Raw genomic sequence first — 25,827 nt, forward strand, 5'->3', positions numbered from 1 at the left:
CATCCCCATGGATAACCGTCATTGCGAGGAGCGAAGCGACGAAGCAATCCAGGGCAGCGACGCAGCTCTGGATTGCTTCGCTTCGCTCGCAATGACGGATTTTGCTCAGCCGAGTGTTCCCAGCGATCTACATCGTCGCAAACAAGCGTCCCGCTTGATCTGGCGCGACGCACTCCACCTCGCGCACCCTCCACCAACATCCCCATGGATAACCGTCATTGCGAGGAGCGAAGCGACGAAGCAATCCAGGGCGGCCACCGCGGCTCTGGATTGCTTCGCTTCGCTCGCAATGACGGGCATGGCTCAGCCGCGAGTCCCTGCGGCCTACATCAGCGCAATCAAGCGACCGGCGTGTTTCGCTCACAATGACGGATCACGGCGCGTAACCCTGCGCCTGATTTACCCGCGACGCCGCCGCGCCCACATTCACCGAGGCGCTGGCCTGCGCGCGCTGCGCATCTAACTGCAATTGCCGCACGCGGTAGAGATCGAAGGCGCTGATCTCGCCGAGCGCGAAGGATTTGCGCGAGAGCTCGAACTGCTCATTGGCGACCGAGAGTCGCTTGTTGGCGAGGCCCGCGGCCTTCTGCGCGGCGGCGAGATTGGCGCGCGCCGCCTTTATGTCGGCGAGAACGACGCGCTCGGCCTTCTCATATTCCGCCCGCGCCCGCGTCATTTCGGCGAGCGCCTCGGCCTGGCGCGGCGCCTGCCGGCCTTCGGTCGGGAGCGGTATGCGAATGCGCACGCCGACGGTCGTTGCATCCGTGCGCTGATCCGTCACCGACTGCGACGGGTCGGTCGAATATTGCCGATTATGCTCCTGACGGCCGAAAACGCCGACATCCGGATTGTCGATCGGCGTCGCCTCGACGAGCTGCAATTGGGTCTCGGCGCGGCGCAGCGCGGCGAGCGGCGCGCGTAGCGCCGGATGATCTTCGATGTCGCCGGCGGGTTTGATCGATTCAAGGGCGCCGTCCGGCGTCGCGCCGCCGGTAAGCGCCGCATAGTTTACGCGCGCGACTTTTTCGGCGCCTTCCGCCTGCGCGAGCTCCGTCTCGGCGGCGAGCAATTCATTCTTCGCCAGCAGCGCGTCGGCCTGCGCCGCTTCGCCGAGCTCCACGCGCCGGGTCATGTCGGAGCCGATCTCGCGCGCCGTTGCGACGCGGTTGCGCGCCACGGTCGTCTCTCGCGCCGTGCGCTGCGCCGTCCACCAGGCGTCGCGCAAAAGCCCCGCGACGTCGAGCCGGCGCAGGCCGATCTTTTCCTCGATCTCGATGACGCCGCTCGAGACGGTCGCCTCCAGCGCGTCGCGCTGGCCGGGCAGCCAGAGCGGCAGGCCCGCCTCGATCTCCGTCTCATTGTAATTACGCAGATTGCCGGCGACGGCGTTGCGCTGCGTTCCGCCGATATAAGGCGAGCCGGGCGAGATCGAGCGCGTCGTGGCGTAGCGCGCCGAGACCGCGCCGAATTGCGCCGCCAGCGCCCTGCTCTGCGCGTCGATCGCCACCGCCATGTCGAGATGGCGCACCAGCGCATGGCCGAGCGGCTTCTTGCTCTTCTTTTGGCTGGCGCCGTCGATGTTTCTCGCCGTCACTTCGCCGCGCGGCTGCGGCGCGGCGAAGGCGGGGCCCGCGAGCCCGAGTATCAAAGCGGCGAGAAGCGGCGCGCCGGTCATAGCGAAGCCGTTCTCTGCACGGCGATGCTGTTGCGCTTCCTGCGCAAGCGCCAGCTCATGGCCCGATCGTAGAGGATCGGCAGCAGCACGAGCGTCAGCGTGGTCGCCGTGATGAGGCCGCCGATAACGACGATCGCCAGCGGGCGCTGGATCTCGGCGCCCGGCCCCGTCGCGAAGAGGAAGGGGATGAGGCCGAAAGCGGCGATCGTCGCCGTGAGAGTCACCGGACGCATGCGGCGGCGCGCGCCCTCGACCACGGCGTCGCGCGTCGTCCCCACGCCCTCGGCCATCAGCTTGTTGATGTAGGAGATGAGCACAACGCCGTTCAGCACCGCAATGCCGATGAGCGCGATGAAGCCGACCGAGGCCGGCACGGAGAGAAACTCTCCGGAGAGCCAGAGCGCGAGAATGCCGCCGATCGCCGCGAAAGGCACGTTGCAAAAGACGAGCGTCGCCTGCAGCGCGGAATTGAAGGTGAAGTAGAGCAGCAGGAAGATCAAAGCGAGCGCGATGGGCACGACGATCGCAAGGCGCGCCGACGCGCGCTGCTGGTTCTCGAACTGGCCGCCCCATTGATAGGCGTAGCCCCTTGGCGTCGTCACATGATGCGCCACCGCGGCTTTGGCGTCGTCGACGAAGCCGACGAGATCGCGGCCCTCGACATTGGCGAGCACCGTCGCGAAGCGTCGGCCTTCCTCGCGAATGACCTGAATGGGGCCGTTCTCGATCTTTACGTCGGCAAGCTGAGACAGCTCGACGACCTTCCCGTCGTTCGACACCATCGGCAAGCGCGCGAAATCGACGGAGGAGCGCCGCGAGGTTTCGGAGCCGCGCACGACCAGCGGCGTGCGAATGGGCCCTTCGAGCACGATGCCGACCTGTTGCCCGTCGACCCAGACGCGCAAGGCGTCCTGAATATCGCTGGCGTCGAGGCCGAAACGCCCCGCCGCCAGCCTGTCGACGCGCGCCGTCAGATAACGCATCCCGTCGTTCTGCAGCGCGAACACGTCGCGCGCGCCGGGGATCGTCTTCAACTGCGCCGCGACGTCGCGCGCGAGGCGGTTCAATTCGTTGATGTCGTCGCCGAAGATCTTCACCACCACGTCGCCGCGCGCGCCGATGATCATCTCCTGCACGCGCATGTCGATGGGTTGCGAGAAAGCGTAGGAAATGCCCGGGATGCCGTCGAGCACGGCTCTGATCTCGTCCAGGAGCCAGTCCATGCCGCGCCCGCGCCATTCCTTCTGCGGCGCAAGGGTGAGGAAATTATCGGTCTCGTTGAGGCCGACCGGATCGATGCCGAGCTCATCGGCGCCGGCGCGCGCCATCATGCCTTTCACCTCCGGCACTTTCGTCATGATCTCGCGCTGAATGCGGCGGTCGGTTTCCGCCGCGACGGCGACGCTGATCGTCGGATGTTTGCGGATGGTAATGACAGGCGTGCCCTCGTTCATCACCGGCATGAAGGTCTGGCCGATTCTCGACCCCGCCACGCCGGCGATCGCAAGCCCGCCCAGAGCGATGGCCGCGACGACGAGCGGCCGCGCCAGCGCGCGCTGCAAAAGCGGCTCGTAGATCGCGGCGATTTTGCGGACGAGCCACGGCTCCCCGCCGTGGCCGGGCCGCAGCAGGGTGGCGCTGAGCGCCGGAACGACGGTGAGAGAAAGCAGCAAGGCCGAGCCCAGGGCAAAGGCGATGGTGAGCGCGACCGGCGCAAAAAGCCGTCCCTCCAGCCCTTCGAGCGACAGCAGCGGCAGGAAGACCGTGACGATGATGACGACGCCCGAGACAAGCGGCGGCGCCACTTCGCGCGTCGCCTCGAAGGTCATGAACACGCGGTCGGCGAAGCTTGCGTCATGCGCGTCCGCGAGCCGATGCTCGACATTCTCCACGACAACCACCGCGCAGTCGACGAGAAGGCCGATGGCGATCGCGAGACCGCCGAGCGACATGATATTGGCCGAAAGCCCCCACCACCTCATGACGCCGAAGGTGGCGAGCGCCGCAAGCGGCAGGATCACCGAAACCACGAGCGCCGCGCGGAGATTGCCGAGAAACAGAACCAGCAGGATCACCACCAGCACAATGGCCTCGATCAGCACCTTCTGAACGGTCCAGACGGCTTTGCCGATCAGCTCGCTGCGATCGTAGAAAATCTCGATCGTCACGCCCTTGGGCAGCGTCGGCGCAAGCTCGGCGAGCCGCGTCTTCACCCCGGAAACGACCGTGCGCGCGTCGGCGCCGCGCAGGCCCAGAACCAGCCCCCAGACCGCCTCTTCCTGGCCGTTGCGGCTGACGACGCCGTTGCGCGGCAGGGCGCCGTTGCGCACTTCCGCCACGTCGCCGACGCGAACGACGCCGGTGGGGCGCGCCGCGATCACGACCGAGCGAATATCCTCCAGCGAGCGCAGCCTTCCCTCGGCGCGCACCAGCAGCGCTTCCTCGCCGTCCTGCACGCGGCCGGCGCCGTCGTTTCTATTATTGTCCTTGAGAGCCGATTCCAGCATCTCGACCGTGACGCCGCGCGCCGCCATGGCCGAGGGCGACGGCGCCACCTCGAAGGTGCGCACATAGCCGCCGAGAACATTGAGATCGGCGACGCCGGGCAGGCCGCGTATCGCCGGGCGGATGGTGAAGTCGAAGAGGCTTCTCTGCTCCTTCGGCGTGAGATCGCCGCCGACGATGGTGAACATCACCATCTCGCCCAGCGGCGTGACGATGGGCGCCAGCCCGCCGGATGCGCCCGCGGGCAATTGATCCTGGACTTGCGAGAGGCGCTCGTTGACCTGCGCGCGCGCCCAGTAAATATCCGTCCCCTCCGCGAATTCGAAGGTGATCAGCGCGATCGAATAGCGCGTCGTCGAGCGCATATGCGTCAGCGAGGGAATGCCCTTGGCGGCGATTTCGATCGGCGCGGTGACGCGCGCCTCCAGCTCTTCGGGCGTCAGGCCCGGGGCGCGCATGGCGACAAGAACCTGCACGGGCGCGACGTCGGGAAAAGCGTCGATCGGGAGCCTCAGATAGCTCACGGCGCCCCAGGCGGCGACAAAGAGCGCGCAGAGGAAGGTAATCAGCCGCTGACGCAGCGAGAAGTGGATCAACTGCTCTAGCATGTCGTCATGGGCTCTCGGTCTTCGCGAGTTCGGCGAGGAGCGTCAGAAGACCATGCACGGCCACACGCTGGCCGACCGCGAGCTCTCCCTGCACCGAGGCGAACTGCGGCGTCTCGGAGACGAGCGTCACCGGTACGGCGCGGAAGCCCTGAGGAGAACGCACGAAGACCCAGCTATGGTTGAGATAGCTCGCCACGGCGTCGGCGGACACGCGCCACTGCGAGGCGTCGGCGCCTTTCACGCGCAGGATCGCCTGCAGCGCCTGCCCCGGCCGCAAGGAGCTTTTCCCGGGGTGGAACTCCGCCACCGCCGTCACCGATTGCGTGGCCTGGTCGACGGTGTGGCCGACGCGAATGAGACGTCCCGCGAGATCGATCGACGGCAGAAGCACGCGATCGACGCTCCCGAGCGCCGCGACGCGGCCGAGCGGCGCCTGCAGATTGACCCAGATGGGGTCGAGGCGCGCAATGGTGACGAGCGGCGCCGAGGCCTGCACGCGCTCGCCCGTCGTGCCGTGCCGCTGCAGGATGGTTCCGCTGATCGGCGCGCGCACCAGAAGCGCGCTCGCGAGCTTGCGGTCCTTGCGCAATTGCGCGACATCGGCCTCGCTCATGCCGGAAAGGGTGAGGATCTGGCCCCGCTCCTCCAATGTCGCGCGCGCCTGAACGGCTTCGGCGCGGGTGATGATGAGCCGCCGCTCGGCGATGATGTGCTCCTTGAAGAGCTGCTCGTCGCGGCGCAGCTTCTCGGTGGCGAGATCGGCGTCGGAGACGGCGTGCAGAAAGGCGCGCTGCGCCTCGACCAGCTCCGAGGAGCGCAGCGTCGCGATCGGATCGCCCTCCTTCACATCCTCGTCGGGCGCGACGAGCAGGGTCTCGACAAGGCCCGCGGCCGGCGCGGCGACCACGCGGAGCTGCTGCGGCGGCACGGTCACAACGCCCGGCACGACGATCTCTCCGGCCCCGGTTTCCGCTTCGACCGGCTGCGTCTCGACGCCAGCGGCGCGTATCTGCTCCTCGCTGAGCGGCACGAGAATCTCCTGAGGCGCCGCGGCTGGCGGCGCGCCGAAAGCGTCCGGCGCGCCGCCAGCCGCGAGAACGAGAGTCAGGAAAAGCTTTCGCCACATGGGGAGAGACGCACCGGCTTAGAGCGAAAACGGCGCCAAGCGAGCGAAGGCGTCGGTCGGCGGATCGGAGGAAGCTCGGGGCGACTTTGCCCGCCAATGGCCGCCGGCTCAAGGCCTACCAAATCTTTGCCGTGAGTTTCCAATTAAAAATTCGTCACCCCGCCGCCCTGGCGCGGGCGCGGCCGGTCGCAAATCTTGCATAGCCGCCTATATTCGTCCGAAGCTCCGATTCCCTGCCTAGAGGTTTTCATGCGCCACCCCTCCAATGTCGCCGTCCGCCTTGCAGACTATCGCCCCGCCGACTTTCTGATCGACACTGTGGCGCTCGATATTTCCCTTCACCGGACGCAGACCAAGGTGGTTTCGCGGCTCGCGCTGCGCCGCAATCCCAAGGGCGCGCCCGGCGCGCCGCTCGTCCTCGACGGCGACGAGCTGAGCCTCGTGAGCGTCAAGCTCGACGGGCGCCCGCTCGGCGCGCAGGACTATACGGCGACGCCCGATCAGCTCACCCTCACGGCGGTTCCCGAGGCGCCCTTCACGCTCGAGATCGAGACGCGGGTGGACCCGACCGCCAATACCCAGCTCTCGGGCCTTTATCGCTCGGGCTCGGCCTATTGCACGCAATGCGAAGCGGAAGGCTTCCGCCGCATCACTTATTTCCTCGACCGCCCCGACGTGCTCAGCGTCTATACGACCCGCATCGACGCCGATAAGAGCGAGGCGCCGATCCTGCTTTCCAACGGCAATCCCGGCGAGACGGGAGATCTTGCCGGCGGCCGCCATTACGCCGTCTGGCATGACCCCTTCCCCAAGCCCTCTTATCTCTTCGCGCTCGTCGGCGGCGACCTCGGCGTGGTGCGCGATCATTTCCAGACCATGTCCGGCCGCGAGGTGGCGCTCGCCATTCACGTCGAGCACGGCAAGGAGGCGCGCGCCGAATACGCCATGGATGCCCTGAAGCGCTCGATGCATTGGGACGAGGAGAAATTCGGCCGCGAATATGATCTCGACGTCTTCAACATCGTCGCCGTCTCCGATTTCAATATGGGCGCGATGGAGAACAAGGGCCTCAACATCTTCAACGACAAATATGTGCTCGCCTCGCCCGAGACGGCGACCGACGTCGATTACGCCGGCATCGAGGCGGTGATCGCGCACGAATACTTCCACAACTGGACCGGCAACCGCATCACCTGCCGCGACTGGTTCCAGCTCTGCCTCAAGGAAGGGCTGACCGTCTTCCGCGATCAGGAATTTTCCGCCGACATGCGCTCGCGCGCGGTCGAGCGCATCGGCGACGTGCGAGGCCTGCGGCTGGCGCAATTCCCGGAAGACGCGGGGCCGCTCGCGCATCCGGTGCGGCCGGAGGTCTATCACGAGATCAACAACTTCTACACGGCGACCGTCTATGAGAAAGGCGCCGAGATCGTCCGCATGCTGCGCACGCTGATCGGAGACGAGTCTTTCCGCCGCGGCATGGATATTTACTTCGAACGCTTCGACGGCACGGCGGCGACGGTCGAGGATTTCCTGTCCTGCTTCGCCGAGGCTTCCGGTCGCGACCTCTCGCATTTCGCGCTCTGGTACAGCCAGGCCGGCACGCCCGTGCTCTCGACAGAAGGCGCCTATGACCAAAACGCGAAGACCTTTGCTTTGACGCTGCGTCAGGAGATCGCGCCGACGCCCGGCCAGCAGGAGAAAAAGCCGGCCGTCATTCCCGTCGCCCTCGCGCTCTTCGGCCAGAACGGCGAAAAGCTCGACCTCGAAAGCGCGGATGCGCGTCCCGACGAATTGGCGCGCGGATTGTTCGAACTCTCCAACTCCGCCAGAACCGTCACCTTCAAGAACATTCCCTCGCAGCCGGTCGTCTCGGCGCTGCGGGGCTTCTCCGCGCCCGTGCGGCTCGAGCCGGCGCCGGAGAGCGCCGCTCTCGAAAAGCTGCTCGCCTGCGACGACGATCCCTTCAACCGTTGGCAGGCGGCGCAGAGCCTGGCGCTGCGGGCGATCTTCGCGCGCGTCGACGCCGCCCGCGCCGGCGCGCCGCTCCCCGCTGCGCCGGGCTACGTCGCGGCGCTGCGCACGATCCTGAGCGGCGCCGACGCCGATCCCGCCTTCGCCGCCCAAGCGCTGTCGCTCCCCTCGGAAACCGATCTCGCGCGCGAAGCGGGCTCGAACGTCGACCCCGACGAACTCTTCGCCGCACGCTTCGGACTGCGCGAGGAGATCGGCCGCGCGCTGGCCTCTGAGGCGGAAGCGATCTATGCGCGCCTCTCTGAGGCCGGCCCCTATAGCCCCGACGCCGCCAGCGCCGGCCGCCGCTCGCTGAAAACGGTCGCGCTCGATCTCGTCGCCGCCGGCGATCCCGCAAAGGGCTCGGCGCTGGCGGAGAGTCAATTTGCCGCGGCCGGCAATATGACCGACCGTCTCGCCGCGCTCGCGCTCCTTGCGCTTCTCGGCGGCGACGCGCGCGAAAAAGCTTTCGCGGCCTTTTACGCGCAGTTCGAGGGCGACGCGCTCGTCATCGACAAATGGTTCGCGCTGCAGGCGACGATCCCCGAACCCGCAACGACGCAGCGCGTCATCGACCTCATGTCGCATCCCGACTTCTCGCTGAGCAATCCCAATCGCGTGCGCTCGCTGATCGGCGTGTTCGCCAACGCCAATCTCACCCGCTTCCATGCGCTCGACGGCTCCGGCTACGATCTTCTCACGAAGATCATTCTGGAGCTCGATCCAAAGAACCCGCAGGTCGCCGCGCGGCTTCTGTCGTCGCTGCGCTCCTGGCGAACAATGGAGCCGCGGCGGCGCGCTTTGATCGAGGCGCGTTTGCGCCGGATCGTTGCGCAGGAAGGGCTTTCCGCCGACACGAAAGACATTGCGACGCGCGCGCTCGCTTGAAACTTACCAAAGGCGTTAACCGCTCATTAAGCATCTGGACAATTTGCGCCCAAAGGATTCGAATGAAGGTGATTCGAGCGCGCAATCGCTCGGTTTCAGGATCGCCAGATTTCGGAGAATTGGATGGCGCGCGTCACCGCAGCTCGTGCGATGAGTCACGCGGAAACGGTGTGGGGCGCTTATCGTTTCGACGGCAATGGCGAGAAGGAGACGAGAGAAAGCCCCTGGCTGAAGCGGGCGGCTTTCATTGTCTCCGTCATCTGCCTCGCGTCGCTTGCCGCCTTCGCCGTGACGCTGGTCCACTCCATGCAGGATCAGCTTGTCCAGGATGCGATCGCCGATCTCGAGGTCTTTGCGCGCGTCGTGCGCCACGACCTTTATGAACAGATCCAGGCCGACGCGAAGTTGCTCGCGCAGCCCTTGAACAAGATCCTGCCCGGCCGCGCCATGGCGCGCGGGCGGCGCGTTCTCGTCACTGACGATAGCGGCCATGTCGCGGCGGCCTTTCCGCCGATCGACGGCAAGAGCGTCACGCTCACCGACGTGCTCGGCGCCGAGCAGGCGCTGACCGCATTCGCCGACAAGGCGGGCGTCATGCGCGTTACTTTGCCCGACGGCGCGCCCGCCCTCGCCACGGTGCAAAAGCTCCCGGCCCCCTATGGCCAGGTGGCGATGATCTATCCGCTGGAGAATGTGCTCGGCGAATGGCGCACCGTCGCGGCGCATTACGCCATTGTCTTCGCCCTGACGACCGCGATGCTGCTCGCCGTCCTCTACGCCTATGTGCGCCAGTCGCGGCGCCGCCACGCGGCCGAGCAAGTCAACGCCTGCCTGCGCCGCCGACTCGACGCGGCGCTGTCGCGCGGGCGCTGCGGCCTGTGGGACTGGGACATTGCGCGCGGGCGCATCTATTGGTCGGACTCGATGTACGAGATGCTCGGCCTGCCGGCCGAGCGGCGTTGTCTCTCCTTCGGCGAGCTCAACGCTTTGCTGCATCCCGACGACGGCGATCTCTCGGTGATCGCCCAAATGGTTTCCGCCTCGCGCAGCAACAGCGTCGACCACGAGTTCCGCGCGCGGCACGCCGATGGCCATTGGGTCTGGCTGCGGGCGCGCGCTCAGCTCATCAATGACGCCGCGGATGCGGGCCACCATCTCGTCGGCATCGCCGTGGACGTGTCGGAGCAGAAGGCCCTCGCCGAACATACGGCGACCGCCGACATGCGTCTGCGCGACGCCATCGACGCCATCTCCGAGGCTTTCGTTCTCTGGGACGCGCAGAACCGGCTGGTGGTCTGCAACTCCAAATTTCTCGATCTCCATGGCCTGGCGCCCGAAGCAGCGACGCCTGGCGTGACCTACGCAAAGATGATGTCGCGCGCGACGGCGCCGATCACCCATACGGAGAGCGCAGCGGCGGAAGCGCGTTCGCCCGATGCGCGGACATATGAAGCCCGGCTCGCCGATGGCCGCTGGCTGCAGATCAACGAGCGGCGCACCAGAGACGGCGGCTATGTTTCGGTGGGCGCCGACATCACCGCGCTCAAGCGCAATCAGGAAAAGCTCATCGAGTCCGAGCGCCGCCTCACGGCGAGCGTGACCGATCTCACGCGCTCGCGCCAGACGCTCGAAATGCAGGCGCAACAACTCGCGACGCTCGCCGAGAAATATCACCACCAGAAAGCCGAAGCCGAAGCCGCCTATCTCGCCAAATCCGAGTTCCTCGCCAATATGAGCCATGAGCTGCGCACGCCGCTCAACGCCATCATCGGCTTTTCGGAAATGATGCTGGCCGAGCCCTTCGGCGCGCTCGGCTCGCCGAAATACGCCGAATATTGCGGCAGCATCCGGCAGGGCGGCGCTTATCTCAACGAGGTGCTGTCCGATATTCTGGACATGTCGCGGCTGGAGGCCGGCCTCGTGCGCCTCGCCGAGCGCGAAGTCGACGTCGCCGACGCCGCGCGCCGCGCCGTGAACGATTGGCGCGCCCGCGCCGAGGAAAAGCAGCTTTCCCTCATCGTCGAGGTCGATGAACGGCTCCGCTGCGTCGGAGACGAGGCGGCGATCATCAAGACGCTCAATGTTCTGCTCTCCAACAGCGTCAAATTCACCGAGCCGGGCGGCGTCGTGCGCCTGCGCGCGCGCCATCACGGCGCGTCGATCGCTCTTTTCGTCGAGGACAACGGACGTGGCGTCGATCCCGCCGTCATGCCGAGATTGGGGCGCCCCTTCGAGCAGAGCGCCGGGGTCATGGAAAATGGCATGAAAGGCTCGGGGCTCGGCATCGCCATCGCGCGCGCGTTGATCGACCTCCACGGCGGCGGGCTGCGTTTCCGTTCGCGGCTCGGCAGGGGCACGGTGGCGATGGTGCGGCTCTCCTGCGCCTATTGCGCCGGCAAGAACGTCACGTCGATCAAGACGCGGCCGGCCGAGAAGCCGGCGGCCAGAAGCGCGATTTATGCGCGCTCGCGCGAGACGATCGCGCGCACCGCCGGCAGCGACAGCACGACGCGCAACCCCGGGGCGTTGTCCTCGATCCGCAGGGCGCCGTGATGCAGCCGGGCGACGGCCGCGGCCATCGACAGGCCAAGCCCCGAGCCCGGCCGCGAGCGTGAATTCTCCAGCCGGACGAAGCGCCCCACGACCCTTTCGCGGTCTTCCGGCGCAATGCCGGGCCCATGATCTGCGACAGTGATCTCCACGCGTTCGCAGACGCGCCTGGCGCGCACGTCGATGCGCTGGTTTTCTCCCGTCGCACCATATTTCAGCGCATTGTCGACGAGATTCACCAGCGCCTGCCCCAGAAGCTCGCGGCTGCCGGTGACGGCGAGGCCCGGCTCTGTCGAAAACTGCAGATGCGCGCCCTGCTCTTCCGCCACGGGCTCGTACATTTCGACGATGTCGCTCACGACGGCGTCGGCGTCATAGGTCGTCAAATTGTCGGTCGAACAGCCGGCCTCGGCGCGCGCGATCATCAGCAGCGCGTTGAAGACGCGAATGAGCGCATCCGACTCCTCGATCACCTTGGTGAGCGCCTCGCGGTGCTCGCCATTGCCGGAGGCGCCGCGCAGCGCCGCCTCGGCGCGGTTGCGCAGCCGCGTCAGCGGCGTCTTGAGATCATGCGCAATGTTGTCGGAGACTTCGCGCAGGCCCGTCATCAGCTCCGATATGCGCTCCAGCATGGCGTTGAAATTCTCGGCCAGACGGTCGAGCTCGTCGCCGGCGCCCGAGACGGCGAGACGTTCGTTCAGATCGCCCGCCATGATGCGCCGCGCCGAAGCCGACATCATATCGACGCGCTCCAGCATGCGATGCGAGACGAACATGCCGCCGAGCGCGCCGACGAGCGCGAGCCAGAACAACGAGACGCCGAGCGCCTGGCGCAAAATGTCGCGCAGCACCTCTTGATCCTCGATGTCGTGGCCGATCAGCAGCCGGAAGCCGCCGGGGATGAGAAAGAGCCGCATCAGGGCCGGATGCTCGACCCCCGGCTCGCCGCGACGCTGGTAGCGGGTCTCGACGAGTTCCCGGCCGCCCGTGGGCGCGGTGGCCGGCGACTCGATATTGCCGACGATGACCTCATCTGAATGCGTCGTCAGCAAATAGAGCGAACCGCCGGGCGCGCGGACGCGGCGCTCCAGCGCGGTGGTGAGCTGGCGCAGCCCGCCTTGCGCATATTGCTCCGACAGCGCGCGGATCTCGGCTTCGACGGTCTGCTCGATCTGCTCGTTGAGCACCTCCTTCACGCGCGCGCCGACGCGCGTCAGCACGAGGCCGGCGCCGATGGAGAACAGGATGAGATAGGCGAGCGACAGCTTGAAGGCCGTCGTGCGAAAGAGCTTCCCGAGTTTTCCAGTAAACAAGCGATCTTCCTATCAGCCAGCGCCGCGCCCCCCGGGGGCTCTGCGAAGATATAGGCGTTCCGGCGCAATATGTCGCACGATCGCCCGATTGCCTTTTGGGGAACCAACCACACGGATTCGACGTTCATTGGCCAAGGGGCCAGCCAAGGTTCACGAAGATGCGAAAGAGCGTAAGAAACGCAATCCTTGCGTCGCTGAGCGGCGCAACCGCCATCGGCGCCATCCCGCCAGAAGCGTTTGCAGGGCCAATGACCATCGCGCCGCCAGGCGTGGTCAGCCTCGCCGCGCCGACGGTGGAAGCGCATTACTACCGCCGTTGGGGTCATCGCCACTGGGGATATTATCGCCCGCACTATTACCGGCATTGGGGATACTATCGCCCACACTACTATCGGCACTCGGGCTATTACCGGCCGCATTACTACCGCAGGGCCTATTACGGTTACCCGCGCTACTATGGCGGCTACTACGATCCCGCTGGCGCCGTCTTCGCGAGCGCCGCGCTGGGCCTGATGGGCGCCGGCATCGCCGCGGCGACCGCCCCGTCCTGGGGCTATGGTTGGGGCGGCGGCTGGGGGCCCGGGTGGGGCTGGGGCGGCGGCCCTGGCTGGGGCTGGGGCGGCTGGTGGTGAGAGCCGGCTGAGAGGGATTCCCTCAAACCCTGCCGAGCGCGCTTTCCGCTCGCGACGGAAAGCGCGTCAGCGCATGCCATCTCTAATCATATAGCCCGCCCCGCGGATCGTGTGCAGCAAGGGGGTTTCGCGTCCCTTGTCGATCTTGGCGCGCAGCCGCGAAATATGCACGTCGATCACATTGGTCTGCGGATCGAAGTGATAGTCCCAGACATTTTCCAGCAGCATGGTGCGCGTCACCACCTGCCCGGCGTGCTTCATCAGATATTCCAGCAGCCGGAATTCGCGAGGCTGAAGCACGATCTCCTGCCCGCCGACCATCACCTTATGTGAGAGCCGATCCAGCTCCAGATCGCCGACGCGGTAATGCGTCTCCTCGCCGCGCGGCCCGACGCGGCGGCGCGCCAGCGCCTCGATGCGCGCCAGAAGCTCCGAGAAGGCATAGGGTTTGGGAAGATAGTCGTCGCCGCCGGCGCGCAGGCCCTTGACGCGATCGTCCACCTGTCCGAGGGCCGAGAGGATCAGCGCCGGCGTCTCGACCTTCTGCTCGCGCAGGCTGGAGATGAGCGACAGGCCGTCCATCTTGGGCAACATGCGATCGACGATCAGCACGTCATAGTCGCCTTCGCGGGCGGCGGCGTATCCTGCGAGCCCGTCCGCGGCATGGTCGGCGACATGCCCCTGCTCGCGGAACGCTTTGACGAGATAATCGCTCGCCTCTTTGTCGTCTTCGATGATCAATATGCGCATTGCGCCCATGATACTCGACCTTGCCAAAAAAGGCAGGCCGGCGCGAAAAATTGCGCCGGCCCGCCACGACGGGAGCCAGGAGGGGGCTGGCGACTACCCGTCGCTCTTCGTTGCGGGGGACCACCTGCGGGCGGGTGCAGTGGTGTGGTCCACGTCGCAAGAAGCTCGTTTCATATGTGCGTTCTCACCGTAACTCCCGCCGAGCCCGCTGGTTCAGCCGGCGCTCTGTTTCAGCGGAACGGCGATGAATTTCGCGCCGTCGGCCGATTTCACCCGCAGCAGCACCGACCGGCGGCCTTCCTTGCGGGCGCCGTCGATGGCGCCGGTCAGATCGGCCCGCGAATTCACCGTCTGGCCGCCAGCCTCGACGATCACGTCGCCCCGGCGCAAGCCCTTCTGGGCCGCGGCGCCGCTCGGATCGATGTCGACCACGACGAGACCCTCGCCGCCGGCGCCGGGAACCTGCGCGGCCGGCGCTACCCCTATGCCGAGGCTCGAGAGCTGCGCCCCGCCGCCGGCGCCGCCGCCGAGGTCTTCCTCCTCGGCGCGCGCCTCCTTCTCCTCGGGCAGCTTGCCGAGAGTGAGCTTGGCGTTCTTCTCCGCGCCGCTGCGGACATAGGTGATGTCGACGATCTTGTTCGGCCCCATGGCGGCGATGCGGCGCGCGAGTTCACGCGGGTTGTCGATCTTCTCGCCATTGACGGCGGTGATCACGTCGCCAGCCTTCAAGCCGGCGGCTTCGGCCGGCGCGCCCTTCTGCGGCTGGGCGATCAGCGCGCCCTTGGGCGTCTTCAGCCCGAGACTGTCGGCGATCTCCGGCGTCACCTGCTGGATCTTCACGCCGATCCAGCCACGCGAGACGGAACCCTTTTCCTTCAGCGCCGCGATCACATCCTTGGCGACCTCCGTCGGGATCGCGAAGCCGATGCCGACGGAGCCGCCGGACGGCGAATAGATGGCCGTATTCACGCCCACGATTTGGCCGTGCGTATCGAAAGCCGGGCCGCCCGAGTTGCCGCGGTTCACCGGCGCGTCGATTTGCAGGAAATCGTCATAGGGGCCGGCGCCGATGTCGCGGCCGCGCGCCGAAACAATGCCCGCCGTCACCGAGCCGCCGAGGCCGAAGGGATTGCCGACGGCGATTACCCAATCGCCGACGCGCGGCTGGGTGTTCGACCATTCGACATAGGGCAGCTTGTTCCCGTCGCTGACCTTCAGCAAGGCGAGATCGGTGCGCTTGTCCGTGCCGATGACCTTGGCCGGCAAGTTACGGCCGTCTTCGAGCGAAATCTCGACGTCGGTGGCGTGTTCGACCACATGGTTGTTGGTCACGACATAGCCGTCGGCGCTGATGATGAAGCCAGAGCCCTGCGACTGCGTCATGCGTTTTTGCGGGGTCTCGCCGAAGCGCTTGAAGAAGCGATACATCGGATCGTCCGGCGAGAGCTCCTGGCCCTCGAACGGGCTGCGGGACTCCTCATAGGCCTTCACCTTGATGGCGACGACGGCGCCCTTCACCCGATCGACGATGTCGGCGAAGGAGGCGGGGCCGCTTGCCGGCGCGACAGTGACGGAAGGCGCCTCGGCGAAAGCAGTCCCGACGGGCGCGCCGAAAGCTGCGCCGAGCGCGATTGCGGCGCTCGCCGCCGTCAGCGCAAGGCGCGAGGCGCGGCGACGATCGGTCGTCAGGCGAGGGCTGCGCGCGAAAATCGGTTGATGCATTTCAAATACACTCCATTCCGCAGCGGCGTCTTGGGGAGAGGCTCCAACGCCGCCTGCGACATCAACATGGAGACCTGCCTCTTGCCGTCCAATGGCCGGCGGATGAAACTTTCGTAAGGGGAGGCGCGGCAGGAAAGTTCGCGAGCGGCGGCCGTCGAAACGAAACCGATGCGCTCATGCTGGAAAATTGGACCGCGAGCCTTCAGGCTCGCTGGCAAGGGGCGAGCCTGAAGGCTCGCGGCCCGCACGCCGGAATCACACAGTCTTCACAGCCACCCTGCCCTGCGAAAGCGCCAGTAAAGCGTCGCGCAAATCGTGAAGGTGACGCCGAGCACCGCATAGTAGCCATACCGCCATTGCAGCTCGGGCATGTGCTCGAAGTTCATGCCGTAAATGCCGGCGATCGCCGTGGGCACGGCGAGAATGGCGGCCCAGGCGGCGAGGCGGCGCGAGATATTGGTCTGCTGCATCTGCGCGTTCATCAGCCCCGCCTCGAAGGCGAAGGCGAGCGTCTCGCGCAGCGTGTCGATGCGCTCTTCGGCGCGGCGCAGATGGTCGCGCACGTCGCGGAAATGCGGACGCATCATCGGGTCGATCAGCACGATGTCGGTGCGCTCCAGACGCCGGCAGACGTCCTGCAGCGGCGCCACGGCGTTGCGCAGCCGCAAAAGGTCGCGCCGCAGAGAATAGAGCTGCTCGATCTCGCTTTGGCCGATCGCGTTCGTCAGGATGCGATCTTCGATGTCGTCCACCCGCTCATGAATGCGGTCGAGGACCGGAAAATAATTATCCACGATGAAATCGAGCAGCGTGTAGACGATGAAATCCTCGCCCTCGGAGAGCTGCCGCGCCCGCGCCTCGCAGCGCTGGCGCACGGCGGCGTAGCTCTGCGAGGGGCCATGGCGCACGCTCACCACATAGCCAGGCCCGACGAAGAGATGCGTCTCGCCGAAAGCGATGTGGTCGTTCTCCATCTGCGCGGTGCGCGCCACGATGAAGATGCTGTCGTCGAATTCCTCGAGCTTGGGGAATTGATGGGCCTTGGCGGCGTCCTCGATGGCGAGCGGATGCAGCGAGAACTGCGCCCGCACGCGCTCCAAGAGCTCAACGCCAGGCTCATAGAGCCCGATCCAGACGATGTGCCCCTCGCGTCTGGCCCAGTCGCCGGCCTCTTCTATGTCGATGTCGGCGACCTTGACGCCCTCGTGATAGGCGACGGCGTTGACGACGCCGGGGCGGACGCCCGCCGGCCCGATCTGCGCGCGCGCGGGGGCGTCCATGGGGCGGGTCAGGCCTTGGGGCCGCCGCGGGTCACGCCGACCTTGGCCGGGCGCAGCACGCGTTCGCCGATCGTATAGCCCTGCTCCATCACCTGCGCGACCGTGCCGGCGGGCTTGGTCTCATCGGGCATCTCGTAGAGCGCCTCGTGCAGATTGGGGTCAAATTTGGCGCCCAGCGCCTCGATCGGCTTCACCCCGTAGCGGGCGAGGCGCGACAGAAAGTCGCGCTCGATGACTCCGATGCCGTCGAGCAGCGTCGCCGCAACGGGATCGAGAGCGGCGCGCGCCTCGGCCGGGACGCTTTCCGCCGCGCGGCGCAGATTATCGACGAAGGCCAGCATCTCGCGAGCGAGGCTGGTCACGCCGTAAAGCTTGGCGTCGGCCACCTCTTTCTCGGCGCGGCGGCGGACATTCTCGGCCTCCGCCATGGCGCGCAGGAGCTTGTCCTTGAGGCTGGCGTTCTCCTGATAGAGATTCTCCAGCTCGGTGAAGGGCTCCGGCTCGCCGATGGGCGCTTCCGCCGAAGGCTGCGACAGGGAGGACGGATGCGCCGCATTCTCCTCCGCGCCCTTGCGCGGGGTCTCGGCGTTGTTTCCGGCGTTGCTCTGGTCGCTCATGCTCTTGTCCGTCTTTTTAAGGATAAGGGGCGTTCTTCAAAGGCCTCGATATCAGCGCTTGGGGCGCCAAAATCAAGTCGGCGCCGGTGACGGAACGGCGCAGGCCGCGTCATTGCGAGCGAAGCGAAGCAATCCAGGGCAGCGGTCGCGGCTCTGGATTGCTTCGTCGCTCCGCTCCTCGCAATGACGGCGGATGATTGCCTGATAGCGCGCGCGCCCTACCCCACGCTCTGCGCTTTCTCGGCCCGCTTCTCCGCCGGCGGCTCGAAAACCTCGAGCAGCGCCCGCTTGATGGCGGCGTGGCGTTGCGGCGAGACGATTTTCGCGCCGGTGAGGTCGGTCACATAGAAAGCGTCCACCGCCCGCTCGCCGAAGGTCACGATATGCGCCGAGGCGATGTTGAGATTGAGCCGGGAGATAGCGTTGGTCAGCTCGAACAGCAGCCCTTCGCGATCGAGGCCGGAGACCTCGATGACCGTATAGACATTCGACAGGCTGTTATCGACCACCACCTCCGGCGCGACATTGAAGGCGGCGAGCGGCTGCTGCTGCTTGGCGCGCGCTTGCACGGCGTCGGAGACGATCACCTCGCCGCTCAGCGCCTTGGCGATGAAGTCGGCGATGCGGCGCGCGCGGCGCAGCTCGTCTTCGTCGAAATCGAAGGCGCGCGAGAAGAAGATCGTGTCGAGCGCCAGCCCGTCGGCGGTGGTGAAGATATGCGCGTCGACGATATTGGCGCCGCTCGCCGCGCAGCCGCCTGCGATGATCGACAACAGCCGCCGATGATCCGGCGCGATGACCGTTAGCTCCACCGCGCCGCGCGTGCGATCGAGCTCCACGGCGGTCGCGAGCGGCGTCGTCGCGCCGGCGAGCTTTTCGAGCATATGGGCGTGGCGCAGTTTGCGGGCGACGTCGACCTTGAGCCAATAAGCGGGATAATGCCGCTTGGCGTAGGTCTCGAATTTCTCGTCGCTCCAGTCGGGCAGCGCGGCGCGCAGCTCGGCGACGGCGGCGGCCACGCGGCTCTTGCGGTCGGCGGAGGAATGGCCGCCGCCGAGCACGACCTCCGTCTCCCAGTAGAGAACGCGCAGAAGCTGTGATTTCCAGGTGTCGAGCACGCCGGGGCCGACAGCGTTGATGTCGCACACGGTCAGCACGAAAAGCATTTTGAGCCGCTCGACGGTCTGCACGATCGCCGCAAAACTCTCGATCGTCACACGGTCGGAGAGATCGCGGCTCTGCGCATAGGTTGACATTGTAAGATGGTGCTCGACGAGCCAGGCCACGGTCTCCGTCTCGCCCGGCGTGAAGCCCAGACGCGGGCACAGCGTGCGCGCCACCTCCTTGCCGGCGATGGAGTGATCCTCCTTGCGGCCCTTGGCGATGTCGTGAAGGAAGAGCCCAAGATAGAGCACCTTGCGATTGACGATCGTGGGCAGAATTTCGCCCACGAGCTGCTGATGCTCGGGCAGGCGCCCGGCCTCGAGATCGGAGAGCGCGCCGACCGCGCGCAGCAGATGCTCGTCGACCGTATAGTGGTGATACATGTTGAATTGCATCATCGCGACGATGCGGCCGAAATCGGGAATGAAGCGCCCGAGCACGCCCGTCTCGTTCATCCGGCGCAGAATGATCTCGGTCATGTTGCGCGACAGCAGGATTTCGAGGAAGAGCCTGTTGGCCTCCTTATCGGCGCGCAGATCGGCGTCGATCTCGCGTAGTGAGAGCGTCACCGCGCGCAGCGCATCCGGGTGCAGCGGCAGGCCATGATGATCGGCCATCCAGAAAAGCCGGATGATGTTCACCGGGTCACGATGAAAGACATTCTCATCGGCGACGCTGATGCGGTCATGCGCGATGATGAAATCGCCATGCGGCGCCCGGGCGCGCCGGCGCCGGAACGGCTGCATAAAGCGCTCAAAGATCGCGCGCGGCTTCGCCTGTTTTTCTTCGAGCGCGGCGCACACGATGGCGGTGAGATCGCCGACGTCCTTCGCGACCAGAAAATAATGCTTCATGAAGCGCTCGACGCGCGAGAGGCCGGCGCGGTCGTGGTAGCCGAGACGCTGCGCCATCAGCGGCTGAATATCGAAGGAAATCCGCTCCTCCGCGCGCCCGGTGGCGAAATGCAGGTGGCAGCGCACGCGCCATAAAAACTCCTCGCAACGCTCGAAGAGGGAAAGCTCGGCCGAGGTGAAGAGCCCCGCCGCGACCAGCTCCTCCACGTCGCGCACGCGATAGACATATTTGGAAATCCAGAAGAGCGTGTTGAGGTCGCGCAGGCCCCCCTTGCCCTCTTTCACATTGGGCTCGACCAGATAGCGCGAGGCGCCGGCGCGGCGCACACGCGTGTCGCGCTCTGCAAGCTTCGCCGCCACGAATTCACGCGCGTCGGAGCGCGCCACCTCGCGGTCGAAGGCGTCCTGCAATTCAGTGAACAGCTCGGCGCTGCCGAGGATGAAGCGCGCCTCCAGCAGCGTGGTGCGGATCGTCATATCGGCCCGCGCCTGACGCATGCATTCCGCAACGGATCTCGTGGCGTGGCCGACCTTCTGACGCAGATCCCACAGAACGTAGAGGATCGCTTCGACGACGCTCTCGCCCCATGGCGTCTGCTTATAGGGCAGCAGAAACAAAAGATCGATGTCGGAGCCGGGCGCCAGCATGCCGCGTCCATAGCCGCCGACGGCGACGATGGTCAGCCGCTCGGCGAAGGTCGGATTATCGGCGGGATAGACATAGGCGACGACGTAATCATAGATCGCGCCGATCAGCTCGTCCTCGAGCTGCGAGATCAGCCGCGCGCACGCCAGTCCCGAGCCCCTGGCTTCCAGCCCGGCGCGGGCGCGGGCGCGCCCCTCGGCGAGGATCGAACGGAAGAGATCGACGACCGCGGTCCGGCGCGCATGGCCCTTCTCGACCTTGCAGATTTGCGCGATCGGGGCCGCGAGCGCGGCGCGCAGCCCGAGAAAGCCCGAAGCCGGTTCGAATCTGTCGAAAATGCTTGGCGTCAATGCCTGGTCCATCACGCTCATCCTGCGCGCAGCGCCTTCAGCCGCCGCTCGATCGCGTCGAAGAGCGGCGGGGCAAGATCCGGGCCGCCGACTCTTTTGAGCGCGCGCAGCCCCGTCGGCGAGGTCACGTTGATTTCGGTCAGTCGGCCGTCGATCACGTCGATGCCCACAAAAACCAGCCCGCGCGCCTTGAGCGCCGGCCCGAGCCTTGCGCAAATCTCCTGCTCGCGCGGATCGAGCTCGGTCGCCGCCGCCGCGCCGCCGCGCACCATATTGGAGCGAATGTCGTCCTGCGCCGGCACGCGGTTGATCGCGCCCATCGCCTCGCCGTCGACGAAGATGATGCGCTTGTCGCCTTTGGCGACCTCCGGCAGGAACTGCTGAACCACCCAGGGCTCGCGGAAGCTCGCGCTGAACATGTCGAAGAGCGAGCCGAAATTGGGATCGCGCGGCGTGACTTTGAAGACCGCCGCGCCGCCGTGGCCGTAAAGCGGCTTCATGACGATGTCGCCATGCGTCGCCCGGAACCGCTCGATCGCCGCGCGGTCGCGCGTGATGAGCGTCGGCGGCATGAGGTCGGCGAACTCCATCACGAAGACCTTTTCCGGGGCGTTGCGCACATGGCCGGGGTCGTTCACCACCAGCACGCGCGACTGGATGCGCTCGAGGAAATGCGTCGAGGTGATATAGGCGAGATCGAAGGGCGGGTCCTGGCGCAGCAGGACGACGTCCATCCTGGCGAGGTCGAGCTCGGTCGCCTCGCCCAGCGCATAGTAGCGGGAAGGGTCGTCGAAGACCTCGATCGGGTGGGCCCGCGCGGTGAGCGTCCCGCCTTCGAGGGACAGCTTGTCCGGCGTGTAAAACCAGAGCCGATGCCCGCGCCGCTTGGCCTCCAGCATGAGAGCGAAGGTCGAGTCCCCGGCGAAATTGATCCGCTCGAGGGGGTCCATCTGCACTGCGATTTCCAGCATTTCTCGCTCCCGCCAAGGCTTTATACGCGCCTATGCCGCCACCGTTAACCGACTGTGAAAGTCTGCGGATTAAACTGATCCCGATCAATTTGCACGGCTGTCGGGGACCATTAGCAGGACTATCGAGCACATGCGCAATCTTTCCATTGGCGCCGGCCTCGTCCTTCGCCAGTTCCTTTTCCTCGCTCTGCTGCTCATCATGGGCGCGGCCGCCTATTTCGGCGCGGCGAATGTGCGCGATCTGACGGCGGCGGCGGCAAGCACGGCGGACCACGCCCAGATGGCGGCCCTCGCCAAAGCCGCGCATGATTCGGCAAACGCCCTTTCGATCGAGCTGTTCATCGGCACGCTCTTCGCGGGCGTTCTGATCGTCGGCGTCTCGGTGCCCACCATGCATAAAACAGTCGCCGTGCCCATCAAGAACATCGCCCGGCAAATGACTGACCTCGCCGCCGGCGACACGAGCCTCGACGTCGACGACACGGCCCGCGCCGACGAAATCGGCGACATTTCCCGGGCGCTCGTCGTGCTGCGCGACGCCGTCCGCGCCAACAACGAGATGGCGGCCGAAATCAAGGCGAGAGACGACCGCGAGGAGCGCCTGCGCCGCGAGGCCGCGATCCGCGACAAGGTCGAGCATTATTCCGTCGAACTCTCCGCCACCACCGCAATGCTCGGCGACATGACCAAGCGCATGGCCGCCGCATCCGAGGAAATGATCGTGCACGAACGCCGCGCCCGCGCCGACAGCGATTTCGCCCGCACCGCCTCCACCCAGGCCGCCGCCGACGTGGGCTCGGTCGCGACCGCCTCCGACCAGCTTCTCGCGGCCATCGGCGAGATCAGCAAGCAGGCGGTGGAGTCGACGGCCGTCGTGCGTCAGGCGGTGGTCGAGACCAACGGCTCCTCCGCCGAGATGCTGCGTCTCTGCGCGGCAGCCAATCGCGTCGGCGACGTCGTCAATCTCATTTCGAAAATCGCTGCGCAGACCAATCTCCTCGCGCTGAACGCCACGATCGAGGCGGCCCGCGCGGGCGAAGCGGGGCGCGGTTTCGCCGTGGTGGCGCAGGAGGTCAAAAGCCTCGCCACCCAGACCGGCAAGGCGACGCAAGACATCGCCGACCAGATCGCCGAAATCCAGGCGGCCACCAATATGTCGGTGGCGTCGATGGACAAGATCAAGGCGAAGATCGCGGAAGTGGAGCATATTTCCGCGATCATCACCCAGGCTGTGCACGAGCAGGATACGGCGACCAAGGAAATCGCCCGCAGCGTCCGCTCGGCGGCGACCAGCGCGGAGGCCATGTCCGCCCACGCCGATCAGATGGCGAGCGCCATGACGCAGACCGGCGCGGGCGTCGAATCCATGGTGTCGATGGCGCGCGAAATCGATCAAATGGCGCGCGCCATGCACGCGCATACGGACGAGCTGGCGAAAAGCCTCGCGAGCTGAGGCGCTACGCATTCCCGCGTCCAAGCCCCTCTCCCCGCTTGCGGGGAGAGGCTGGGTGAGGGGCCGGGGCCGGAGCCCGGACGTGCATTATGGGCCCGAGCGCCTTGCGGCATTTTTCGTTTCCACTCATCCCCCAAGCCCCTCATACGTTTCCGTTTGAATAGCTCGGATTGGGGCTTGTCATTCCCGACGGGCCGAAGGCCCGATCGGGAATCCAGAGCCACAAAAGCGCTGGTTTGGCTCTGGATTCCCGATCGCCCGCTGCGCGAGCGTCGGGAATGACACCGAACCAATCAAGCGGATCTCGTATTACCCGACCTCTCCCCGCGCGCGGGAAGAGGAGTAGAGCGTGGCCGTCATCGGGAATTTACTCCCTAATTTATCCCCACCCCCAAAAACCGCCTTATCCTTCCCCCGCCTCGTCAACTTGCAGGGGCGCCGTCAGGGTCGGCGGCGCCGGCGGGGTCGGTTAAGCGCGGGACGCGACCCTCGTTCCGTGCGGGACTCCGGCGCCGCCCGCCGGGTCTCTCCTTCGTGGGGAGATTGCGTGGAGAAATCCACGCAAAGGCTGGGCATAGTTTTCGCGCCCGCGACACGCGGCCCGAGTACCGAAAGGGAAAGCGCCGGCGGGCCGGAGGCGGCGCATGTCGAGGCCCTTGCGACGCGCTCGGGAGGTTCAAACCTCCCGGGAAAGAAGCAGGCGCCGTCTGGCGGCTGCGCCGGACGGAGGAACCGCCACGAGATGGCGCTACTTCGGCCCGGAAAGGTGCGCGCGAATAAAGACCGCAGCCGGGACGCTCTGGTTCCGATGCGCTTATTTTTCACGCTACCGGCCGAACGGGGCCGGGGCGTCCCGGCTTCCTGTATCGCCTCGCGTCGGAAACGGCGGCGGGAGTCGTGGCGCTGCGCAGCTTTGTGGAGGCATGAATAATACGAGATCCGCTTGATTGGTTCGGTATCATTCCCGACGCTCGCGCAGCGAGCGATCGGGAATCCAGAGCCAAACCAGCGCTTTTGTGGCTCTGGATTCCCGATCGGGCCTTCGGCCCGTCGGGAATGACAAGCCCCAATCCGAGCTATTCAAACGGAAACAGTAATTGCTTGATTTTGCGGGCATTTGGAGGCCTCGGAGGGAATCGAACCCCCGTACAAGGATTTGCAGTCCTCTGCGTAGCCACTCCGCCACGAGGCCATCCGGCAAAGCGCTCAGCGCTTCGAGTGAGCCGCTCTTACAGGAGGGCGGCGCCGCGAGCAAGGGGATGTGACGTAAAAGCGAAGGATCAGTCTGAGGCGCGCGAGGACCAGGCGGCGTGGGCGACATTGGTCAGCCGGCCGAGCTCCTCGGCGATGGCGTCGAGCTCCTCGGCCTCGACGCTGGTCGCCGCGAGCGTGGCGACGATTTCCACGCCATCCTCCCGCTCCATTTCCCGAATTTCGCGGGCCGGATATTTCGCCGCCTCCAGCCGCTCGTCGAGCAACTCCCGCAGCGCGTCGCGGCTTCCCTCGTCGGTCGTCACGCGCATCTCGAAGATCGACTCGGTCCGGCTCTCATCAATCGGCGCGCGCTCGATGAGATTGACGAGCGGCCGCAGGAAGGTGTTCCCGGCCAGCACGAATCCGCACATCAGCGCCGCCTCGGCCGGATGGTCGGCGCCGGCGAAGGCGCCTGTCACCGCCGAGCACCAGACCGTCGCCGCCGTATTGAGGCCGCGGATGTTCATCCCCTCTTTCAGGATCACGCCCGCGCCCAAAAAGCCTACGCCCGAGGCCACATAGGCCAGCACCTGGGTCGCGCCCTGATTGCCCATGAGCCGCATGCCGAGATCGACAAAGGCCGAGGCGCCCAAGGCCACGAGCGCGTTGGTGCGGAGCCCCGCGTTGCGCTGGCGATATTGCCGCTCCGCGCCGATCAGCGTGCCTAAAAGCAGCGCGACGAAGAGAGAGACGAAGGTGTTGACGAATTCGACGCCGTTGAAGTCGATGATCCCGGCCATAGGCTCACATTTCTATCTAATAGGGACGGCCGTCCTTGTGGAAGAATTGCCAGCGCCCGTCGAGGCCAAGGCGCGCTTCGAGGTCGTCCTCGGGATAGTCCGCGCCGTCCCCTGCGGTCCGGTCGCCGATTTCGAGATAGACCGCGTCTGTGTCGGTTCGATTGACGAGATGATGGGCGAGGCCGCCGGCCGGGAATCCGGCGCACATGCCGGGAGAAAGCGCTGTCTCGCCTGATTCGGTCACCAGCGTCGGCGCACCTTCCAGAATATAAATGAATTCATCCTGCCGGCTGTGCCGGTGCATGAGCGCCGACTGCGCGCCGGGCGCAAGCCGGGTGAGATTGACGCCGAAATTGCCCAATCCGAAGAGGTCGCCGAGCGCGCGCTTCTCGCGCCCGGCCATTCGCGCGGCGAAAGGCTCCGGATAGGCGGAGGGGCGGCTGCGCGGGGCGACCGCCGCCGCCTCGACCGCGGCCGGAAGCTTTTCTTCGTCGCGCCTCACCCTCTCTCCCTTTTCCCGCTTTTCGCCAAGGCAATGGGATGAATAGCGATCTGGCGTCGTTAGCCCCATACCTCCCCTTTACGGGGAGGTCGGCGGCCAGAGGCCGCCGGGTGGGGTCCGCGCCGCAACGGCAGTGATGGGGCTTTCCCCCACCCGACCCCGCTTACGCGGGGCCACCCTCCCCGTAAAGGGGAGGGATCGGCTCACGCCCCGCTTT

16 protein-coding genes and 1 tRNA gene are annotated in these 25,827 nt (G+C 66.2%); 4 read left to right on the forward strand and 13 right to left on the reverse strand.

Annotated elements, in window-relative coordinates:
- Window positions 1-373: 373 nt before the first annotated feature.
- The 3 genes from JJT62_RS16035 to JJT62_RS16045 are packed head-to-tail and all read right to left on the reverse strand — an operon-like array spanning window position 374 to window position 5,914.
- Window positions 374-1,675: a TolC family protein gene (locus JJT62_RS16035; protein ID WP_202073792.1), complete on the reverse strand. Its 1,302-nt coding sequence runs from the start codon at window positions 1,673-1,675 to the stop codon at window positions 374-376.
- The gene (locus JJT62_RS16040; protein ID WP_202073793.1) at window positions 1,672-4,788 is read right to left on the reverse strand and encodes an efflux RND transporter permease subunit; all 3,117 of its coding nucleotides are present in this window, start codon (window positions 4,786-4,788) and stop codon (window positions 1,672-1,674) included. The genes JJT62_RS16035 and JJT62_RS16040 overlap by 4 nt, the downstream gene beginning before the upstream one ends.
- 4 nt (window positions 4,789-4,792) lie before the next feature.
- Window positions 4,793-5,914, reverse strand: a complete 1,122-nt coding sequence (locus JJT62_RS16045) for an efflux RND transporter periplasmic adaptor subunit (RefSeq protein ID WP_202073794.1) — start codon at window positions 5,912-5,914, stop codon at window positions 4,793-4,795.
- 249 nt (window positions 5,915-6,163) lie between these two features.
- Here JJT62_RS16045 and pepN point away from each other — a divergent pair, with 249 nt between their 5' ends.
- Window positions 6,164-8,812 (forward strand): aminopeptidase N, encoded by a 2,649-nt coding sequence (gene pepN / locus JJT62_RS16050; RefSeq protein ID WP_202073795.1) that lies wholly within the window; start codon window positions 6,164-6,166, stop codon window positions 8,810-8,812.
- Window positions 8,813-8,935: 123 nt separating this feature from the next.
- Window positions 8,936-11,365 (forward strand): PAS domain-containing sensor histidine kinase, encoded by a 2,430-nt coding sequence (locus JJT62_RS16055; RefSeq protein WP_202073796.1) that lies wholly within the window; start codon window positions 8,936-8,938, stop codon window positions 11,363-11,365.
- Here the strand turns inward: JJT62_RS16055 and JJT62_RS16060 are convergent.
- Window positions 11,269-12,675 carry a HAMP domain-containing sensor histidine kinase gene (locus JJT62_RS16060; protein ID WP_210340700.1) on the reverse strand — a complete coding sequence of 469 codons (1,407 nt, stop codon included), beginning with the start codon at window positions 12,673-12,675 and terminating at the stop codon, window positions 11,269-11,271. The two genes, JJT62_RS16055 and JJT62_RS16060, sit on opposite strands and share 97 nt — an antisense overlap.
- Window positions 12,676-12,833: 158 nt before the next feature.
- On the opposite strand from JJT62_RS16060, the gene JJT62_RS16065 reads away from it, so the two are divergent.
- Window positions 12,834-13,307, forward strand: coding sequence for a hypothetical protein (locus tag JJT62_RS16065; RefSeq protein ID WP_202073797.1), 474 nt, complete (start codon window positions 12,834-12,836; stop codon window positions 13,305-13,307).
- A 66-nt stretch (window positions 13,308-13,373) separates the two neighbouring features.
- Here JJT62_RS16065 and JJT62_RS16070 read toward each other — a convergent pair whose 3' ends face one another.
- The 6 genes from JJT62_RS16070 to gshB form a co-directional block, all read right to left on the reverse strand.
- The gene (locus tag JJT62_RS16070) at window positions 13,374-14,057 is read right to left on the reverse strand and encodes a response regulator transcription factor (protein WP_202073798.1); all 684 of its coding nucleotides are present in this window, start codon (window positions 14,055-14,057) and stop codon (window positions 13,374-13,376) included.
- A 213-nt stretch (window positions 14,058-14,270) separates the two neighbouring features.
- The gene (locus JJT62_RS16075) at window positions 14,271-15,779 is read right to left on the reverse strand and encodes a Do family serine endopeptidase (RefSeq protein WP_202073799.1); all 1,509 of its coding nucleotides are present in this window, start codon (window positions 15,777-15,779) and stop codon (window positions 14,271-14,273) included.
- Window positions 15,780-16,045: 266 nt separating this feature from the next.
- The gene (gene corA, locus JJT62_RS16080; protein ID WP_202073800.1) at window positions 16,046-17,059 is read right to left on the reverse strand and encodes a magnesium/cobalt transporter CorA; all 1,014 of its coding nucleotides are present in this window, start codon (window positions 17,057-17,059) and stop codon (window positions 16,046-16,048) included.
- A gap of 8 nt (window positions 17,060-17,067) precedes the next feature.
- Entirely contained in the window at window positions 17,068-17,676 is a 609-nt protein-coding gene (grpE, locus tag JJT62_RS16085; protein ID WP_202073801.1) for a nucleotide exchange factor GrpE, read from the reverse strand.
- A 218-nt stretch (window positions 17,677-17,894) separates the two neighbouring features.
- Window positions 17,895-20,702, reverse strand: coding sequence for a [protein-PII] uridylyltransferase (locus JJT62_RS16090; RefSeq protein WP_202073802.1), 2,808 nt, complete (start codon window positions 20,700-20,702; stop codon window positions 17,895-17,897).
- 5 nt (window positions 20,703-20,707) lie between these two features.
- On the reverse strand, window positions 20,708-21,661 hold the full coding sequence (gene gshB, locus JJT62_RS16095) for a glutathione synthase (protein WP_202073803.1): 954 nt from the start codon (window positions 21,659-21,661) through the stop codon (window positions 20,708-20,710).
- 130 nt (window positions 21,662-21,791) lie between these two features.
- Here gshB and JJT62_RS16100 point away from each other — a divergent pair, with 130 nt between their 5' ends.
- Window positions 21,792-23,114, forward strand: coding sequence for a methyl-accepting chemotaxis protein (locus tag JJT62_RS16100; RefSeq protein ID WP_202073804.1), 1,323 nt, complete (start codon window positions 21,792-21,794; stop codon window positions 23,112-23,114).
- Between the two features lie 1,118 nt (window positions 23,115-24,232).
- Here JJT62_RS16100 and JJT62_RS16105 read toward each other — a convergent pair.
- The 3 genes from JJT62_RS16105 to JJT62_RS16115 form a co-directional block, all read right to left on the reverse strand.
- Window positions 24,233-24,306, reverse strand: a tRNA-Cys gene (locus JJT62_RS16105).
- 88 nt (window positions 24,307-24,394) lie between these two features.
- Window positions 24,395-25,108, reverse strand: a complete 714-nt coding sequence (locus JJT62_RS16110) for an MgtC/SapB family protein (protein ID WP_202073805.1) — start codon at window positions 25,106-25,108, stop codon at window positions 24,395-24,397.
- A gap of 16 nt (window positions 25,109-25,124) precedes the next feature.
- A complete protein-coding gene (locus tag JJT62_RS16115) occupies window positions 25,125-25,610 on the reverse strand; it encodes a cupin domain-containing protein (protein ID WP_370568571.1) in 486 nt (161 codons plus the stop codon).
- Between the last annotated feature and the right edge of the window lie 217 nt (window positions 25,611-25,827).

This window comes from Methylocystis sp. Sn-Cys (assembly GCF_016745395.1).
In the GTDB taxonomy this organism is placed as follows: Bacteria; Pseudomonadota; Alphaproteobacteria; order Rhizobiales; family Beijerinckiaceae; genus Methylocystis; species Methylocystis iwaonis.

Excerpts from the sequence above, each read along its gene's own strand:
- JJT62_RS16035 (WP_202073792.1), bottom strand. The coding sequence starts at position 1,675 with ATGACCGGCGCGCCGCTTCTCGCCGCTTTGATACTCGGGCTCGCGGGC.
- JJT62_RS16040 (WP_202073793.1), bottom strand. The coding sequence starts at position 4,788 with ATGCTAGAGCAGTTGATCCACTTCTCGCTGCGTCAGCGGCTGATTACC.
- JJT62_RS16045 (WP_202073794.1), bottom strand. The coding sequence starts at position 5,914 with ATGTGGCGAAAGCTTTTCCTGACTCTCGTTCTCGCGGCTGGCGGCGCG.
- pepN (WP_202073795.1), top strand. The coding sequence starts at position 6,164 with ATGCGCCACCCCTCCAATGTCGCCGTCCGCCTTGCAGACTATCGCCCC.
- JJT62_RS16055 (WP_202073796.1), top strand. The coding sequence starts at position 8,936 with ATGGCGCGCGTCACCGCAGCTCGTGCGATGAGTCACGCGGAAACGGTG.
- JJT62_RS16065 (WP_202073797.1), top strand. The coding sequence starts at position 12,834 with ATGCGAAAGAGCGTAAGAAACGCAATCCTTGCGTCGCTGAGCGGCGCA.
- JJT62_RS16070 (WP_202073798.1), bottom strand. The coding sequence starts at position 14,057 with ATGCGCATATTGATCATCGAAGACGACAAAGAGGCGAGCGATTATCTC.
- JJT62_RS16075 (WP_202073799.1), bottom strand. The coding sequence starts at position 15,779 with ATGCATCAACCGATTTTCGCGCGCAGCCCTCGCCTGACGACCGATCGT.
- corA (WP_202073800.1), bottom strand. The coding sequence starts at position 17,059 with ATGGACGCCCCCGCGCGCGCGCAGATCGGGCCGGCGGGCGTCCGCCCC.
- grpE (WP_202073801.1), bottom strand. The coding sequence starts at position 17,676 with ATGAGCGACCAGAGCAACGCCGGAAACAACGCCGAGACCCCGCGCAAG.
- JJT62_RS16090 (WP_202073802.1), bottom strand. The coding sequence starts at position 20,702 with ATGGACCAGGCATTGACGCCAAGCATTTTCGACAGATTCGAACCGGCT.
- gshB (WP_202073803.1), bottom strand. The coding sequence starts at position 21,661 with ATGCTGGAAATCGCAGTGCAGATGGACCCCCTCGAGCGGATCAATTTC.
- JJT62_RS16100 (WP_202073804.1), top strand. The coding sequence starts at position 21,792 with ATGCGCAATCTTTCCATTGGCGCCGGCCTCGTCCTTCGCCAGTTCCTT.
- JJT62_RS16110 (WP_202073805.1), bottom strand. The coding sequence starts at position 25,108 with ATGGCCGGGATCATCGACTTCAACGGCGTCGAATTCGTCAACACCTTC.